Source organism: Micromonospora sp. CB01531 (assembly GCF_001905095.1).
Lineage (GTDB): Bacteria > Actinomycetota > Actinomycetes > Mycobacteriales > Micromonosporaceae > Micromonospora.
Genome location: NZ_LWLS01000001.1, coordinates 528,733 through 544,665, shown reverse-complemented (window position 1 = coordinate 544,665; position 15,933 = coordinate 528,733). Strand labels below are relative to the sequence as shown.

Here is a 15,933-nt window from a genome sequence, read left to right as displayed (position 1 = left end):
CTCCACCTCCCGCGTTCGTGTTCACAACAAGACCCTGAAGTACGCCCCTGTGTTCCCGCAGCGGTTCGCGTCCCTGGCCCATGCTCGGGTGTTCATGACCGACTTCGTGGCCTGGTACAACGAGGCACACCGCCACGCTGGCATCGGGCTGCACACCCCGGCCGAGGTCCACCACGGCCGCCACCACGCGGTCCGCGTGGTGCGGGAACGGACCCTGGCCACCGCCCGCGCGGCGCATCCCGAACGGTTCAGCACCCACCGCCTCGCACCCAAGATCCTCGACCTGCCCGACCAGGTCTGGATCAACAAACCCGACCAGCAAACGGAGCCGCAACCGCTGGTCGCTTAACTCCCACTGGCCTCAATCCCTTGAAACGTTCCGGGAGCCCCCGGGCAGACGGACCGACGAATGCCTGCTCACCACAGAAACGCCGCGAGCGCGGCAGGAAGGCCTGCCGCGCTCGCGAGACGGGTGAGACGTCAGCTGCAGCCGCTGGTGGAGCCGCAGCCCTCGCAGACATAGCAGCTACCGGCCGGCCTCATCTTCGTACCGCAGGTGAAGCAGAGCGGCGCGTCGGCGGCCTTGCCGATCACGGCCTCCAGCAGCTCGGTGCTGGAGCCCACCGACGGCGCCGGCTTGACGGCGGCGACCTCCGCGACCTCCTGCCTCGGCTGTACGACCGCCTTCGGCTCGGGCGTCGCGACCGGGGCGGAGGCGGCCATCGCGGTGAGGTCCGCACCGTTCGCCTCCGCCTCCGCCTCGGCCTGGAGCTGGGCGGCCCGCTCCTTGGCGGTGAAGATGCCCAGCTCCGCGCGGCGCTCGTATGGCAGGAAGTCCAGGGCCAGGCGACGGAAGATGTAGTCCATCACCGAGGCCGCCATCCGCACGTCCGGGTCGTCGGTCATGCCGGCCGGCTCGAAGCGCATGTTGGTGAACTTGCTGACGTACGTCTCCAGCGGAACGCCGTACTGGAGACCGATGGAGATGGCCACCGAGAAGGCGTCCATCACGCCGGCCAGGGTCGAGCCCTGCTTCGACATCTTGAGGAAGACCTCACCGAGGCCGTCGTCGGGGTACGACGAGGCGGTGAGGTAGCCCTCGGCGCCGCCGACCGAGAAGGAGATGGTCTCCGACGGGCGCTTCTTCGGCAGCCGCTTGCGCACCGGCCGGTACTCGACGACCTTCTCCACCACCTTCTCGACCTGGGCTGGGGCCTCGGTCGACGCGGCGGCCTTGTTCGGCTTGGCGGCCGACAGCGGCTGGCCGACCTTGCAGTTGTCCCGGTAGATCGCCAGCGCCTTGAGGCCGAGCTTCCAGCCCTCGAAGTAGATCTTCTCGACGTCCTCGACGGTCGCCTGCTCCGGCATGTTGACCGTCTTGGAGATGGCGCCGGAGATGAACGGCTGGACGGCCGCCATCATCCGCACGTGGCCCATCGGCGCGATGGACCGCTCGCCCATGGCGCAGTCGAAGACCGGGTAGTGCTCCGGCTTGAGGCCAGGGGCGTCGACCACGTGCCCGTGGTCGGCGATGTGCTCGATGATCGCCTCGACCTGCTCCTCCGGGTAGCCGAGGCTGCGCAGGGCGCGCGGCACGGTCTGGTTGACGATCTGCATCGAGCCGCCGCCGACCAGCTTCTTGAACTTGACCAGGGCCAGGTCCGGCTCGACACCGGTGGTGTCGCAGTCCATCATCAGGCCGATGGTGCCGGTTGGGGCGAGCACGCTGGCCTGCGAGTTCCGCCAGCCGTTCTTGTCACCGACCTTGTTGCCCAGGGTCCACTGCTTCGTGGCCTCCCGCTGGATGGCGGTGGCCACCGTGCCGGCCGGCTTGATCGCGTCGTTGGCGGCAGCGTGCTTGCGCATGACCCGCTTGTGCGCCTCGGCGTTGCGGGCGTAGCCGTCGTACGCGCCGACGATGCCGGCCAGCTCGGCCGAGCGGCGGTACGCCGTGCCGGTCATCAGCGAGGTGATCGCCGCGGCGACCTCCCGGCCCTGCGCCGAGTCGTACGGCAGGCCGGAGGCCATCAGCAGCGCGCCCAGGTTGGCGTACCCGATGCCGAGCTGCCGGTAGGCGCGGGTGGTCTCGCCGATCTTCTCGGTCGGGAAGTCGGCGAAGCAGATCGAGATGTCCATCGCGGTGATGACCAGCTCGACCGACTTGACGAACTTCGCCACCTCGAAGCTGCCGTCGGCGCGCATGAACTTCATCAGGTTCAGCGAGGCCAGGTTGCACGAGGAGTTGTCCAGGTGCAGGTACTCCGAGCACGGGTTCGACGCGGTGATCCGCCCGGTCTCCGGGCAGGTGTGCCAGTCGTTGATGGTGTCGTCGTACTGCAGGCCGGGGTCGGCGCACTCCCAGGCGGCCTGGGAGATGGTCCGGAACAACTTCTTGGCGTCGATCGTCTCGATGGTCTGCCCGTCGAGCCGGCCGCGCAGGTCGAAGCCGCCGCCGTTCTCCACCGCGGTCATGAACTCGTCGGAGACCCGGACCGAGTTGTTGGCGTTCTGGTACTGCACGCTGACGATGTCGGCGCCGCCCAAGTCCATGTCGAAGCCGGCGTCCCGCAGCGCGCGGATCTTGTCCTCCTCGCGCGCCTTGGTGACCACGAACTCCTCGATGTCCGGGTGGTCCACGTCGAGGATGACCATCTTGGCCGCGCGCCGGGTGGCTCCGCCGGACTTTATGGTCCCCGCGGACGCGTCCGCGCCGCGCATGAAGCTGACCGGGCCGGAGGCGGTGCCGCCGGAGGAGAGCAGCTCCCTGGAGGAGCGGATCCGGGACAGGTTGACGCCGGAGCCGGAGCCGCCCTTGAAGATCAGCCCCTCCTCCTTGTACCAGTCGAGGATCGAGTCCATCGAGTCGTCGACGGCCAGGATGAAGCACGCGCTGACCTGCTGCGGCGACGGCGTGCCCACGTTGAACCAGACCGGCGAGTTGAAGCTGAACACCTGGTGCAGCAGCATCCAGGTCAGTTCGTGCGCGAAGACCTCCGCGTCGGCCGGGGTGGCGAAGTAGCCGTACTCCTCACCGGCGGTGCGGTAGGTGCCGACCACCCGGTCGATCAGCTGCTTGAGCGACCACTCGCGCTCCGGGGTCCCCACCGCGCCCCGGAAGTACTTGGTGGTCACGATGTTCGCCGCGTTGACGGACCAGGACTCGGGGAACTCCACCCCGCGCTGCTCGAAGTTGATCGAGCCATCCCGCCAGTTCGTCATCACGACGTCGCGGCGCTCCCAGGTGACCTCGTCGTAGGGATGCACCCCCTCGGTCGTCCAGACGCGCTCGATCTTCAGCCCTGTCCCGGCCTTGTTCCGTGACTTGCTGGTCGTCACGCCGTCGCCCCCCTCGTCTGCGCGCGGTCACCCACCGCGCGTTCCAATCTGTCAGAAATCCGAAAGCATTCAGCTGGTGCGGCCCGCGGCCTCGACCGGCTGCTCGCCGGCCCCCTCCCGGGCCTGGGCGGCCGCGCGCAGCGTCTCGATCTCACGCTCGAAGTCGGCGAGCGAGTCGAACGACCGGTAGACGCTGGCGAACCGCAGGTAGGCCACCTCGTCCAGGTCGCGCAGCGGCCCCAGGATGGCCAGCCCGACCTCGTGGCTGGGGATCTCGGCGGCCCCCTTGGCCCGCACGGTCTCCTCGACCTTCTGCGCCAGCAGCGCGATGGAGTCGTCGTCGACCGGCCGGCCCTGGCACGCCTTGCGCACCCCGCCGATGATCTTGGTGCGGCTGAACGGCTCGGTCACCCCGCTGCGCTTGACCACCGCGAGCACCGCCTCCTCGACGGTGGTGAACCGCTTGCCGCACTCCGGGCAGGCCCGCCGCCGCCGGATGAGCTGGCCGTCGTCGGCCTCCCGCGAGTCGACCACCCGAGAGTCGGCGTGCCGGCAGTACGGACACCGCATCGCCTGACCTCCTTCATCGACCGTGGGCACACCGACCGGCTCCCGGGCACGCGTCACCGGGGCGAGGCCATCGTCGGATGGCTGACGCCGGGTTGACGGTACGGGAGTGCGTTCGGTAGTTGAACCCAACCTGTAGGCGACTTACGCCCGTGTGACTACTACATCTAGGGGTCGACCGTATGCCGTCGCCCCAGCGAGGTCAAGTTGGCACGCGTGTCGCGCGCGTCATCAGAATCACTCACCCGCCCCACCCTTCCCAGGTCGCCGAAAGCCCAACGGCCGACACCTCGGAGGGTTACCGCACGGCCCTGAACCGCCGCGTTCCGTTGGAACACGCGTTCGACAGCGACGTACCATTTACCAGAACAGGCGTTCGGAAATCCAGGATTTCACCGCGACACGCCGACAACAGGTCGTACAGATGTTTGAAAATGGCTGATCTCACCTATACGGTCAACAACGACCGGACACGGCGTGTCGCGTCGAGCCGGTCGGCAGCACCAGCATCACCCGAGTACGCACCACGAGCCGCCAAGGCACCCAGCGCCGACCAGGGAGGACGGACGTGACCGAGGACCGGGCCAGCCGGCAGAAGAACCCGCAGCCGATCGACGGGGCGGGTCCGCCGGCGACCCGTCGACCCCGCACCGCGCGCACCCGGGCCGCACAGCCCGCCGTGCGCCCGGTCACGCCGGTGGTCAGCAGCTTCCCCGACCCGACCACGGTCGACCTGACCGCCCGGCAGCGCCGGATCCTGGAGTTCATCCGCACCTGGGTGGAGCGCCACGGCTACCCGCCGAGCGTGCGCGAGATCGGCGAGGCGGTCGGCCTGGTCTCGCCGTCCAGCGTCGCCTACCAGCTCAAGGAGCTGGAGAAGAAGGGCTTCCTGCGCCGCGACCCGAACCGGCCGCGCGCGGTGGACGTCCGCGCCCCCGGCGACGTGCTCGACGACGAGACCGCCCGCGCGCAGCGGCCCGCCCCGGCGTACGTGCCGATGCTGGGTCGGATCGCCGCCGGTGGCCCGATCCTCGCCGAGCAGGCGGTGGAGGACATCTTCCCCCTCCCCCGCGAGCTGGTGGGCGAGGGCGAGGTCTTCATGCTCCAGGTCAAGGGCGACTCGATGCTCGACGCCGCGATCTGCGACGGCGACTGGGTGGTCGTCCGGCAGCAGCCGAACGCCGAGGCCGGCGACATCGTGGCGGCCATGCTCGACGGCGAGGCGACCGTGAAGACCTACCGGCGCCGCGACGGGCACGTCTGGCTGATGCCGCAGAATCCAGCCTTCGACCCGATCCCGGGCGACGACGCCACCATCATGGGTCGCGTGGTCGCCGTGCTGCGCCGGATCTGACCTGGCACGGGTGACCGCCACCGCGGCGGTCACCCGTGCCAGGTCAGTAGCGGTCGCCCCGATACTCCCGGCCGCCGCCGGACACCGGCCCGTACTGGCCCCGCTCGTCGTAGCCGCCGTGGCCCCGGCCGTTGCGCGGGTCCCGGTAGTCCGGCTCGCCTCGGCGCGGCTCGGCACGCCCGCCGCCGTACCCGCCCCCGCCCTGGGGTCCACCGCCGTGGCCGCCGCGTCCCTGCGGCGGGCGGCCGTACCCGCCACCGCCCTGCTGCGGGCCGCCACCGTAGACGCCGCCACCCTGCGGGCGGCCACCGCCCCGCTGGCCCCCGCCGTAGACGCCGCCACCACCGCCGCCCTCCTGCGGACGGCCACCGCCGTACACGCCGCCGCCCGCCGGTCGGCCCGGGGTGCCGCTGGCCGGGGCGCCGCCGTAGCCGCCGCCACTGCCCCGGGCGCCATCGCCGCCGTAGACCCCGCCGCTGGCGCCCCCGCCGTAGACCCCGCCGCCGCGCGGCGCGCTGTCCAGCCGGTTGCCGGGCGGGAAGGACTCGTCGCCGCGCTCTTCGGCCGGCTCCTCGGCCTTCGCGGGCTTACGGCGAGCCCGCAGGATGCCGAAGATGCCGGCGCCGACCATCAGCGCGCCGATCACGCCGACCGCGGCGATCAGGTAGGTGATCTGGTCAAGCGTCAGCCCGTCGAGCCAGGACTTCTCGGCGGTCGCCTTGGTGACCTCCTTGCCAGGGTTCGGCAGCGCCTCCGCGCCCTTGGTCGACGGGGTGTAGCTGAGGATGTCGACCGGATCCGAGGTGTCGAGGAGACCGGCGTCGGAGACCGTGACGAAGAGCTTGCCGTCCGGGGTGTAGGAGATGGCCTCGCCGAACGGGTCGGCGAGCGGGGTGACCCGGGGCTTGCCGGTGGTGACCGCCGTGACGATGTCACCGCCGGTCACGTCGAACTCGAAGGCGTCCGCATAGGTGCGCAGGACGACCTTGGTGCCGTCGGGCGAGCGGGCGGCACCGGTGACCAGCAATCGGCCCGGCGCGCCCAGCTTGTTCTCAGTGCTGGTCTTGGGCAGGGTGACCTCGCCGACCTTCTTCATCGGCACCGGGTCGGTGTCGCCGTTCTTGAGCTTCGCCTCCGGCTTGAAGATCTCCGACTTGCCGGAGGTTTCCTTGGTGATGATCAACGGCAGGTTGTCGTCACCGATCAGCAGCGCCTCGGCGTCGTGCGGCTCTTTGCCCGGGTAGGACAGGCGGTGCAGGACGGGCCTCTTGGACCCGTCGAGCGGCATGCTCCACACGGCGACCCGCTCCCGGCGGGTCTTGCTGGTGATGTTGTCCCCGGTGTCGGCGATCCAGAGCGTCTCGCCGTCCGGACCGAGCACGAGGTCCTCGGTGTCGAACGGCCCGTCGCCCGAGTAGCGGACCGGCTCCTTCGAGATCTTGCACTTGGCGTCGAGGTAGAAGACCTTTTTGAGGCTGTCCTGCTCGCTGCCGTCGTTGATCACCACATAGCCGCTGGTGGTGGCGACGAGGCCGGACAGCTCACGCAGCCGTTTGTCCTCGATCGTGCACTTCTTCTTGGGAGCCGCGGCCAGCGCGGAGGCCGCGGCGGGAGCCGCCAGGGCCGGCCCGGCCGGTGCCACGACCGCGCCGACCAGGCCGAGCGCGATCGTGACCGAGGAGACAGCATGCCGCATGGCGCCAAGTGTCGCACGCCTCGGGTTACAGGCGGGTGACGCCGAACGGCTCACCGGCCGACGCCAACCCGCTCTCCGCTGGCGAGCCGCTCCCCCGCCCGGTACGGCGCCAGTTCGGCGGCGAGCGCCTCGTTGACCCGTACGTGCAGCAGCGTGCCCTCGGGCAGGTGGGAGATGCTCAGCACCTCGCCCTGCCGGTGCAGCCGGGCCACCAGGTCACCCCGGTCGTAGGGGAGCACCGCACGGACCTCGACCGCCGGGCGCGGCAGCCGCTGCTCGATCGCCTCGCGCAGCCCCTCGATCCCGCCCCCGGTGTGCGCGGAGACGAGGACCGCCTCGGGCCAGATCCGCTTGAGCCGCAGCAGGTTCTCCTCGTCGGCCGCGTCGGTCTTGTTGACCACCAGCAACTCGGGCAGCCGGTCGGCGCCCACCTCGGCGAGCACCTCGCGGACCGCCCGCACCTGCTCCTCCGGGTTCGGGTGGGTGCCGTCGACCACGTGCACCACCAGGTCGGCGTCGGCGACCTCCTCCAGGGTCGAGCGGAACGCCTCGACGATCTGGTGCGGCAGGTGCCGGACGAACCCGACGGTGTCGGAGAGGGTGTAGAGCCGGCCGTCGGAGGTGGTGGCCCGGCGGGTGGTCGGGTCCAGGGTGGCGAACAGTGCGTTCTCCACCAGCACGCCCGCGCCCGTGAGCCGGTTGAGCAGGCTGGACTTGCCGGCGTTGGTGTAGCCGGCGATGGCCACCGCGGGCACCGCGTTGCGCGTCCGGCGGGCGCGCTTGGTCTGGCGTACCGTCGTCATGCTCTTGATCTCGCGGCGCAGCCGGGCGATCCGGCGCCGGATCCGGCGCCGGTCGGTCTCGAGCTTGGTCTCACCGGGGCCGCGCAGGCCCACGCCACCGCCGGCGCCGCCACCGCGACCGCTACCACCGGTCTGCCGGGAGAGCGTCTCACCCCAACCGCGCAGTCGCGGCAGCAGGTATTCGAGCTGGGCCAGCTCGACCTGGGCCTTGCCCTCGCGGCTCTTGGCGTGCTGGGCGAAGATGTCGAGGATCAGCGCCGTCCGGTCGACCACCTTGACCTTGGTGCGCTGCTCCAGGTTGCGCAGCTGCGACGGGGACAGCTCACCGTCGCAGATCACCGTGTCGGCGCCGGTGGAGAGCACCACCGCGCCCAGGTCGTCGACCTTGCCCCGACCGACGTACGTGGCCGGGTCGGGCCGGTTGCGACGCTGGATCAGCCCCTCGAGCACCTGCGAGCCGGCCGTCTCGGCCAGCGCCGCCAGCTCGGTGAGGCTGTTCTCCGCGTCCTCCTGGGTCCCCTCGGTCCAGACGCCCACCAGGACGACCCGCTCCAGCCGCAGCTGGCGGTATTCGACCTCGGTGATGTCGGTGAGCTCGGTGGAGAGGCCGGGGACCCGCCGCAGCGCCTGCCGCTCCGACAGCTCGTACTCGCCGGTGGTGGCGTCGAGCTCGTCGTCCTCGAAGGGTACGTAGGTCTCCTGGTCTCGCAAACTGCGTCTCCTGTCCGTTCTGTCCGCTACCGAGGGATTTCCGGCGCGTACGAGCAATCCTGACATGTGGCAACGCCGGATGCACCTGCTATATGCCGGTGGCCGTACCCACCAGTAGCGGGGCCGGCTGCCGGGCAAACTCGACGAGCGAGTAGAAATGCCTGGCGAACCGCAGTGATGACGGAGGAGTTTTCGTGGCCATCAGCCGACTGCCGAGTGCCGGATTCTCGATAACGATCCGGATCGCGGTACCCGCCGACGCCTCCTCCATCGGCCGACTGACCACGGCGGCGGGCGAGGCCGGCGCCATCGTCACCGCGCTCGACGTGGTCGACTCCGACCCGGCGCACGTGATCGTCGATCTCACCTGCGACACCGCCGACGCCAACCACGCCGACCAGGTGGTCGAGGCGCTGACCGCGCTCGAGGGGGTGGACGTCCGCAAGGTCTCCGACCGGACGTTCCTGCTGCACCTCGGCGGCAAGATCGAGGTCAGCTCGAAGGTGGCGCTGCGCACCCGGGACGAGCTGTCCCGCGCGTACACCCCGGGGGTGGCCCGGGTCTGCCAGGCGATCGCCGAGAACCCGGCCGACGCCCGCCGGCTCACCATCAAGCGCAACACGGTCGCCGTGGTCAGCGACGGCTCGGCCGTGCTCGGCCTGGGCAACCTCGGGCCGGCCGCCTCGCTGCCGGTGATGGAGGGCAAGGCGGCGCTGTTCAAGCGCTTCGGCGGGGTGGACGCCTGGCCGGTGGTGCTGGACACCCAGGACACCGACGAGATCGTCGCGATCGTCAAGGCGATCGCGCCCGCGTACGGCGGGATCAACCTGGAGGACATCGCCGCGCCGCGCTGCTTCGAGATCGAGGCCCGGCTGCGCGAGGCGCTGGACATCCCGGTCTTCCACGACGACCAGCACGGCACCGCGATCTGCGTGCTCGCCGCGCTGACCAACGCGCTGCGCGTCGTGGGCAAGCAGCTCGCGGACGTCCGGGTGGTCGTCTCCGGCGCCGGCGCGGCCGGCACGGCGATCATGAAGCTGCTGCTCCGTCAGGGTGTGGGCGACATCATCGCGTACGACCGCCAGGGCGCCCTGCACCGCGGGCTGGCCGACCTCAACCCGGCCTGGCAGTGGCTGGCCGAGCACACCAACAAGGACAACTACGCAGGCGACCTGCGCGGGGCGGTCGAGGGCGCGGACGTGTTCATCGGGGTGAGCGCGCCGAACCTGCTCACCGGCGACGACATCGCCACCATGGCCAAGGACGCCATCGTCTTCGCGCTGGCCAACCCGGACCCGGAGGTGGACCCGCGGGAGGCGCGCAAGTACGCCGCGGTGGTCGCCACCGGTCGCTCCGACCAGCCGAACCAGATCAACAACGTGCTCGCCTTCCCGGGCGTCTTCCGCGGCATGCTGGACGCGCACGCGGAGGAGTTCACCGAGGAGATGGCGATCGCGGCGGCCCGAGCCATCGCGGACGTGGTCGGCGAGGACAAGATCAACCCGACGGTGATCGTGCCGAGCGTCTTCGACGCCCGGGTCGCCCCGGCCGTGGCGGCCGCCGTCCGCGCCGCCGCGCAGAACCCGGGCGCCACGCCGCCCCCGGCCGCCGACCCGGGTCCCGCCGACCTCCCCGAGATCGCCGCCGAGGCCAGCGCCATCCCCTGACTCCACCGCTGCCAGTCCCAGGCCCGCCCCCGGAGCCGGCGGTGGCCCGCCGCGGCCGGGTGCCCGGGCTGGTGACCGCCCGGCGTGTCGCGGCCACCCCGTCCGGTGCCCGAGAGCGATATGCCGCTCAGGCATAAAAATGACTGAGCGGCATGTCACTCAACAGTGTGGTGGCCCGGGAACGGGCGACGACCCTTCCGGACGGCGCCGCCCACCAGCAGCGCGACGGACCAGCGGCGCTCGTGATCCCGGCCCACCACCTCGACCGGCTGTTCAACCCGCCGGCGCCGTCACCGTGACCTCGCCGGTGGCGACCAGGACGGCGGGGCCGGAGAGCCAGCAGGAGTCGGGCGTGACCGTCACCGTGAGGCGGCCGCCGGGGACGTCCACGGCCACGGTGCCGGTGTCCCGGCCGGCGTCCCGCAGGGCCACCGCGGCCACGGCACACGCCCCGGTGCCGCAGGAGAGCGTCTCGGCGGAGCCCCGCTCGTAGACCCGCATCCGCACGTGCCCGTCGGCGCCGGGGACCGGCTCGCCGGGGGCGGTGAACTCGACGTTCACCCCGGCGGGGAAGACCGCCGGATCCACGTCGGGCGCCCGGGTGAGATCCAGGCCGGCCAACTCCAGGGCGGCGGGCAGGACGCAGACCAGGTGCGGGTTGCCCACGTCCACCGCCGCGCCGGTCAGGGTCAGCCCGCCCAGGGCGGCGGTGGCCGTGTCGTACACCCGGGGGCGGCGCATCTCGACGGCGATGGCCTCCCCCTCGACCCGTGCGTGCACGACGCCGGCCCGGGTGGCCACCGGCAGCGCCGCACCGGACGGGGTAGCCAGCCCGGTCTCCAGCAGGTAGCGCACGAAGACCCGGGCGCCGTTGCCGCACATCTCCGCGAACGAACCGTCGGAGTTCCAGTAGTCCATGAACCACTCGGCCTCACCGGCCAGGGCCGCACCCTCCGGGTGCTTGGCGGCCCGCACCACCCGCAGCACGCCGTCCCCGCCGATCCCGCGCCGCCGGTCGCAGAGCGCGGCGACCAGGCCCGGCGTCAGGTCGAGCGCCCCGTCCGGGTCGGGCAGGATGACGAAGTCGTTGCCGGTGCCGTGGCCCTTGGTGAACTCCACGCCCCCATCATTCCCGATGCTCGGCGACCACCCGCAGCGCAGTGTCGAGAAACGAAGACGAGGCCGAGTCCAGCCAGTGGATCCGCGGATCGCGCCGGAACCAGGACCGCTGCCGCCGGACGAACCGGCGGGTCGCCCGGATCGTCTCGACGTGCGCCTCGGCCTCGGTCAGCTCCCCGGCCAGGAATCGCAGCACCTGCTGGTAGCCGAGGGCCCGGCTGGCCGTACGCCCCTCGGGCAGGCCGCGGCCGACCAGCGTCTGCGTCTCGGCCACCAGCCCGTCGGCCCACATCCGGTCGACCCGCAACGCGATCCGCTCGTCCAGCAATGCGGTGTCCAGGTCCACGCCCAGCTGCACAGACGGGTAGTACGGCGTGGGCTCGGGCAGCGAGGCGGTGAACGGCGCCCCGGTCAGCTCGATCACTTCGAGTGCCCGGACGATCCGCCGCCCGTTGGTCGGCAGGATGCCGGCCGCCGCCACCGGGTCGGCCGCCTGCAGCCGGGCGTACAGCGGAGCCGGGCCGGCCACGACCAGCTCCGCCTCCAGCCGCTCCCGCACCGCCGGGTCGGTGCCGGGGAACTCGAACTGCTCCAGCACCGCCCGCACGTACAGGCCGGAGCCGCCGACCAGCAGCGGCACCTTCCCCCGGGCCAGGATGTCGTCGACCGCGGCGCGGGCCAGCCGCTGGTACTCGGCGACGCTGGCCGGCTCGGTCACCTCCCAGATGTCGAGCAGGTGGTGCGGCACGCCGTCGCGCTCGGCCGGGGTCAGCTTGGCGGTGCCGATGTCCATGCCCCGATAGAGCTGCATCGAGTCGGCGTTGACCACCTCGCCGTCGAGGGCGTGCGCGAGCGCGATGCTCAGCGCCGACTTCCCGGCCGCGGTCGGACCGACCACGGCCACCACCGGGCCGGTCACTGCTGCTCCCGGTCCCAGCTCGCCACGAAGTAGGAGACCCCGTAGGGGGCCTGGTAGTAGCCCAGGTCACCGCGCCAGCCGCCGCCGGCCGCGCGGACCGCGCCGGCCAGCACCTGCCAGGGCGCCCGCCCGGCGACCTTCAGCTCCGCGGACCGTACCGGGTCCAGGCCGAGCAGGGCCCCGGCGTCCGCGCCGGCCAGGGCCCGGGCCACCCCGTCGTCGTACGCCTCGGCGCCCGGGTCGTCGTAGCCGGGCGCCCCGGTGCCCCGGCACGCCGACCCGTCCCCCAGCACCAGCACCGCGGCGCGCCGCTCGGACTCGTCGGCGAGGGCCGCCCCGAGCTCGGCGCACTCCGCGGGCGTCGCGCCCTCGGCGACGGACCGGGCCAGCCGGGGCAGCTCGGTGCCGGTCCGGCCGACCAGCCACGCGCCGACGGTGAGGCTCAGCGGCAGGACCTCCGCCCCGGAGCAGGCCGGCCACAACCGCACCGGCCGGTCGAGGCCGTAGCCGCGCAGCGACCCCGAGTCGGCGGGGCCGAAGGCCCTGCTCTCCGGCCCGCCGCCCACCAGCAGGATCACCTCGGGAGCGGCGGCGAGCAACCGGGCCAGGGCGCCGTCGGCCGCGGCGCGGAGGTCGTCCAGCTCACCGGCGGCGGCGCCGGCCAGTTCGGGCACGATCAGGGGCGGATGGGGGCAGACGGCGGCGGCGACCAGAGGCACGGGTCCAACCTATCCGTACCCCCCGGTGCGTCCCCGCGCCGATCCGGTCACCAGGGCCCTACGACACCGTATGGTCACGGTCGACGACAGGCGCTCGACACGGACCGGGTCGGACCTGTGACAATGCCGGAAGTAACTTTGCTGCGCCGTGGCGGCGATCGCGGGACCTCCCGTCGACGCCGGGAGAACGAGGATGGGCACATGAGCGACTGGACTGCCTTCGGACGGGTGGACGAGGACGGCACCGTCTACGTCAAGACCGCCGAAGGCGAGCGGGTGGTCGGATCCTGGCAGGCGGGAGCCCCGGAGGAGGGGCTGGCCCACTTCGCCCGGCGGTTCGCTGATCTGGTGACGGAGGTGGACCTGACCGAGGCCCGGCTCAACTCGGGCGCGGCGGACGCCGGGCACTCGCTGACCACGATCAAGCGGATCCGCGCCTCGCTGCCCGAGGCACACGTGGTCGGCGACATCGACGCGCTGGCCGCGCGCCTGGACAAGCTGGCCGCGACGGCCGAGGAGAAGGCCGGCGAGGCCAGGGCAGCCCGGGACGCCGCCCGGAGCGAGGCGCTGGCCCGCAAGACCGCCCTCGTGGAGGAGGCGGAGAAGCTGGCCGCCGAGTCGACCGGCTGGAAGACCGCCGGGGACCGGCTCAAGGAGATCCTCGACGAGTGGAAGACCATCCGGGGGGTCGACAAGAAGACCGACGGTGAGCTGTGGAAGCGGTTCGCCGCCGCCCGGGACGGCTTCACCCGCCGGCGGGGCGCCCACTTCGCCTCCCTCGACCAGCAGCGCAAGCAGGCGCAGTCGATCAAGGAGGAGCTGGTCACCGAGGCCGAGAAGCTCAAGGAATCCACCGACTGGGGCGTCACCGCCAACCAGCTCAAGGACCTGATGGCCCGGTGGAAGTCCGCACCGCGGGCGTCCAAGGAGGCCGAGCAGAAGCTCTGGGAACGGTTCCGGGCGGCGCAGGACGACTTCTTCACCCGGCGCAGTGAGGTCTTCTCGGCGCGGGACAACGAGCAGCGCGCCAACCTGGAGCGCAAGCAGGCCCTGCTCGCCGAGGCCGAGGGACTCGACATCGACGGCGACCCGAAGGGTGCCCAGGCGAAGCTGCGGGACCTCCAGGCCCAGTGGCACGAGGCCGGCCGGGTGCCCCGGGAGGCCGCCGCCGGGCTGGAGCGCCGGCTGCGCGTCGTGGACGAGAAGGTCCGCGAGGTGATGGACTCGGCGTGGCGGCGTACCACCAAGGAGGACAGCCCGCTGCTGGCCCAGATGCGTACGCAGGTCGCCGAGGCCGAGGAGCGGCTGGCCCGGGCGCAGGCCGCCGGCGACACCCGGCGGATCAAGGAGGCCGAGCAGGCGCTCGCCTCGAAGCGGCAGTTCCTCCAGCTGGCCGAGCAGACCAGCTGACCTGAGCACACCCGGGAGCCCTCGGTCCCCCACGGGACCGGGGGCTCCCGCCTGTCCCGGTCGCCCCGCGCCCCCCGCCGGGACCGGTCGGGGCTCCGCCGTCCGGCGGGGCGCCGATCGCGTCAGTGGGCGGCGCAGCCGGTCGCGGGCGTGGGCACCGCGGCCGGCGCACCGATGGTCGGCAGCCCCAGCAGCACACCCGGGGTACGCGGGGCGCGCCCCGCCTCGGCGGCGTCGCCGGCCCGGGTACGCCGGTGCGACAGCGGCTCGCCGTCGGCGTTGAGGTGGTGCGGCGCGGCGTACGTGACGGCGGTGTGCACGATGTCGCCGGGGCGGATCTGCCCGGCCAGGCTTCCCGCGTCGAAGTGCACGAGGCGGCCGTCCCGGGCCCGGCCGGACATCCGGCCGGTGCGCTCGTCCTTGCGTCCCTCGCCGACGGCGACCAGCACCTCGACGCTCTCCCCCACGAGCTTCTTGTTCTCCGCCCAGGTGATCTCCTCCACCGTGGCGATCAGCCGCTCGTACCGCTCCTGCACGACCTGCTTGGGGAGCTGGCCGTCCATGGTCGCGGCCGGGGTGCCGGGGCGCTTGGAGTACTGGAAGGTGAACGCCGAGGCGAAGCGGGCCTCGCGGACCACGTCGAGGGTCCGCTCGAAGTCGGCGTCGGTCTCGCCAGGGAAGCCGACGATGATGTCCGTGGTGATCGCCGCGTCCGGCATGGCCGCCCGGACCTTCTCGATGATGCCCAGGTATCGCTCCGAGCGGTACGAGCGGCGCATCGCCCGCAGCACGTCGTCGGAGCCCGACTGCAACGGCATGTGCAGCGAGTGGCAGACGTTCGGCGTCTCGGCCATCGCGGCGATCACGTCGTCGGTGAAGTCCTTCGGGTGCGGGCTGGTGAACCGGACCCGCTCCAGGCCCTCGATGTCGCCGCACGCCCGCAGCAGCTTGCCGAACGCGTACCGGTCGCCGAACTCCACACCGTAGGAGTTGACGTTCTGCCCGAGCAGGGTCACCTCCAGCACGCCCTCGTCGACCAGGGCGCGCACCTCGGAGAGGATGTCGCCAGGGCGGCGGTCCTTCTCCTTGCCGCGCAGCGACGGCACGATGCAGAACGTGCAGGTGTTGTTGCAGCCCACGGAGATCGACACCCAGCCGGCGTACGTCGACTCGCGCCGGGTGGGCAGCGTGGAGGGGAACACCTCGAGCGACTCGAGGATCTCCACCTCGGCGGCGGCGTTGTGCCGGGCCCGCTCCAGCAGCACCGGCAGCGAGCCGATGTTGTGCGTGCCGAAGACCACGTCCACCCAGGGGGCCTTGCGGACGATCTCGCCGCGGTCCTTCTGAGCCAGGCAGCCGCCGACCGCGATCTGCATCCCGGGGTGCTTGTCCTTCACGGGACGCAGATGACCGAGGTTGCCGTAGAGCCGGTTGTCCGCGTTCTCCCGGACCGCGCAGGTGTTGAACACCACCACGTCGGGCTGCTCGTCGGCCTCGGCGGCGCGCACGTAACCGGCCTGTTCGAGCAGGCCGGAGATGCGCTCGGAGTCGTGCACGTTCATCTGGCAGCCGTACGTGCGCACCTGGTAGGTACGCGGGCTGCCTGCGGCTGCGGTAGTCATGACCCGGACA

Annotated in this window: 13 protein-coding genes; 5 read left to right on the top strand and 8 right to left on the bottom strand. The window is 72.0% G+C overall.

Annotated features, from left to right (window positions below; translation table 11 throughout):
* The coding region (locus tag A6A27_RS02500; RefSeq protein WP_143193822.1) for an integrase core domain-containing protein at window positions 1–349 on the top strand (349 nt) is incomplete at its 5' end.
* 131 nt (window positions 350–480) lie between these two features.
* Here the strand turns inward: A6A27_RS02500 and A6A27_RS02495 are convergent.
* Entirely contained in the window at window positions 481–3,336 is a 2,856-nt protein-coding gene (locus A6A27_RS02495; RefSeq protein ID WP_073832661.1) for a vitamin B12-dependent ribonucleotide reductase, read from the bottom strand.
* A 69-nt stretch (window positions 3,337–3,405) separates the two neighbouring features.
* Window positions 3,406–3,906, bottom strand: a complete 501-nt coding sequence (gene nrdR, locus A6A27_RS02490; protein WP_073832660.1) for a transcriptional regulator NrdR — start codon at window positions 3,904–3,906, stop codon at window positions 3,406–3,408.
* A gap of 565 nt (window positions 3,907–4,471) precedes the next feature.
* Here nrdR and lexA point away from each other — a divergent pair.
* Window positions 4,472–5,257 carry a transcriptional repressor LexA gene (gene lexA, locus A6A27_RS02485; RefSeq protein ID WP_073832659.1) on the top strand — a complete coding sequence of 262 codons (786 nt, stop codon included), beginning with the start codon at window positions 4,472–4,474 and terminating at the stop codon, window positions 5,255–5,257.
* Between the two features lie 43 nt (window positions 5,258–5,300).
* Here the strand turns inward: lexA and A6A27_RS44085 are convergent, their stop codons facing one another.
* Window positions 5,301–6,953 carry a hypothetical protein gene (locus A6A27_RS44085; protein WP_073832658.1) on the bottom strand — a complete coding sequence of 551 codons (1,653 nt, stop codon included), beginning with the start codon at window positions 6,951–6,953 and terminating at the stop codon, window positions 5,301–5,303.
* A 50-nt stretch (window positions 6,954–7,003) separates the two neighbouring features.
* On the bottom strand, window positions 7,004–8,467 hold the full coding sequence (gene hflX / locus A6A27_RS02475; protein ID WP_073832657.1) for a GTPase HflX: 1,464 nt from the start codon (window positions 8,465–8,467) through the stop codon (window positions 7,004–7,006).
* 194 nt (window positions 8,468–8,661) lie between these two features.
* Here hflX and A6A27_RS02470 point away from each other — a divergent pair, with 194 nt between their 5' ends.
* On the top strand, window positions 8,662–10,134 hold the full coding sequence (locus tag A6A27_RS02470) for an NAD-dependent malic enzyme (protein WP_073832656.1): 1,473 nt from the start codon (window positions 8,662–8,664) through the stop codon (window positions 10,132–10,134).
* 152 nt (window positions 10,135–10,286) lie between these two features.
* Window positions 10,287–10,433, top strand: a complete 147-nt coding sequence (locus A6A27_RS44080) for a hypothetical protein (protein WP_158073932.1) — start codon at window positions 10,287–10,289, stop codon at window positions 10,431–10,433.
* Here A6A27_RS44080 and dapF read toward each other — a convergent pair.
* From dapF to A6A27_RS02455, 3 genes are read right to left on the bottom strand one after another with little or no spacing between them, the layout of a single operon-like run.
* Window positions 10,408–11,253: a diaminopimelate epimerase gene (gene dapF / locus A6A27_RS02465; RefSeq protein ID WP_073832655.1), complete on the bottom strand. Its 846-nt coding sequence runs from the start codon at window positions 11,251–11,253 to the stop codon at window positions 10,408–10,410. The two genes, A6A27_RS44080 and dapF, sit on opposite strands and share 26 nt — an antisense overlap.
* Before the next feature lie 7 nt (window positions 11,254–11,260).
* Window positions 11,261–12,190, bottom strand: a complete 930-nt coding sequence (miaA, locus tag A6A27_RS02460) for a tRNA (adenosine(37)-N6)-dimethylallyltransferase MiaA (protein WP_241825039.1) — start codon at window positions 12,188–12,190, stop codon at window positions 11,261–11,263.
* Complete coding sequence (locus tag A6A27_RS02455; protein ID WP_073832654.1) at window positions 12,169–12,891, bottom strand: hypothetical protein; 723 nt, start codon at window positions 12,889–12,891, stop codon at window positions 12,169–12,171. Before A6A27_RS02455 ends, miaA begins: the two co-directional genes overlap by 22 nt.
* 201 nt (window positions 12,892–13,092) lie before the next feature.
* On the opposite strand from A6A27_RS02455, the gene A6A27_RS02450 reads away from it, so the two are divergent.
* Window positions 13,093–14,301 (top strand): DUF349 domain-containing protein, encoded by a 1,209-nt coding sequence (locus A6A27_RS02450; RefSeq protein WP_073832653.1) that lies wholly within the window; start codon window positions 13,093–13,095, stop codon window positions 14,299–14,301.
* A gap of 122 nt (window positions 14,302–14,423) precedes the next feature.
* Here the strand turns inward: A6A27_RS02450 and miaB are convergent, their stop codons facing one another.
* Entirely contained in the window at window positions 14,424–15,923 is a 1,500-nt protein-coding gene (gene miaB, locus A6A27_RS02445) for a tRNA (N6-isopentenyl adenosine(37)-C2)-methylthiotransferase MiaB (RefSeq protein WP_073832652.1), read from the bottom strand.
* Window positions 15,924–15,933: the final 10 nt, after the last annotated feature.

Bases quoted from the DNA above. Each gene is read 5' to 3' on its own strand.
- nrdR (WP_073832660.1), bottom strand. From the start codon at position 3,906: ATGCGGTGTCCGTACTGCCGGCACGCCGACTCTCGGGTGGTCGACTCG.
- A6A27_RS44085 (WP_073832658.1), bottom strand. From the start codon at position 6,953: ATGCGGCATGCTGTCTCCTCGGTCACGATCGCGCTCGGCCTGGTCGGC.
- A6A27_RS44080 (WP_158073932.1), top strand. From the start codon at position 10,287: ATGTCACTCAACAGTGTGGTGGCCCGGGAACGGGCGACGACCCTTCCG.
- A6A27_RS02450 (WP_073832653.1), top strand. From the start codon at position 13,093: ATGAGCGACTGGACTGCCTTCGGACGGGTGGACGAGGACGGCACCGTC.
- miaB (WP_073832652.1), bottom strand. From the start codon at position 15,923: ATGACTACCGCAGCCGCAGGCAGCCCGCGTACCTACCAGGTGCGCACG.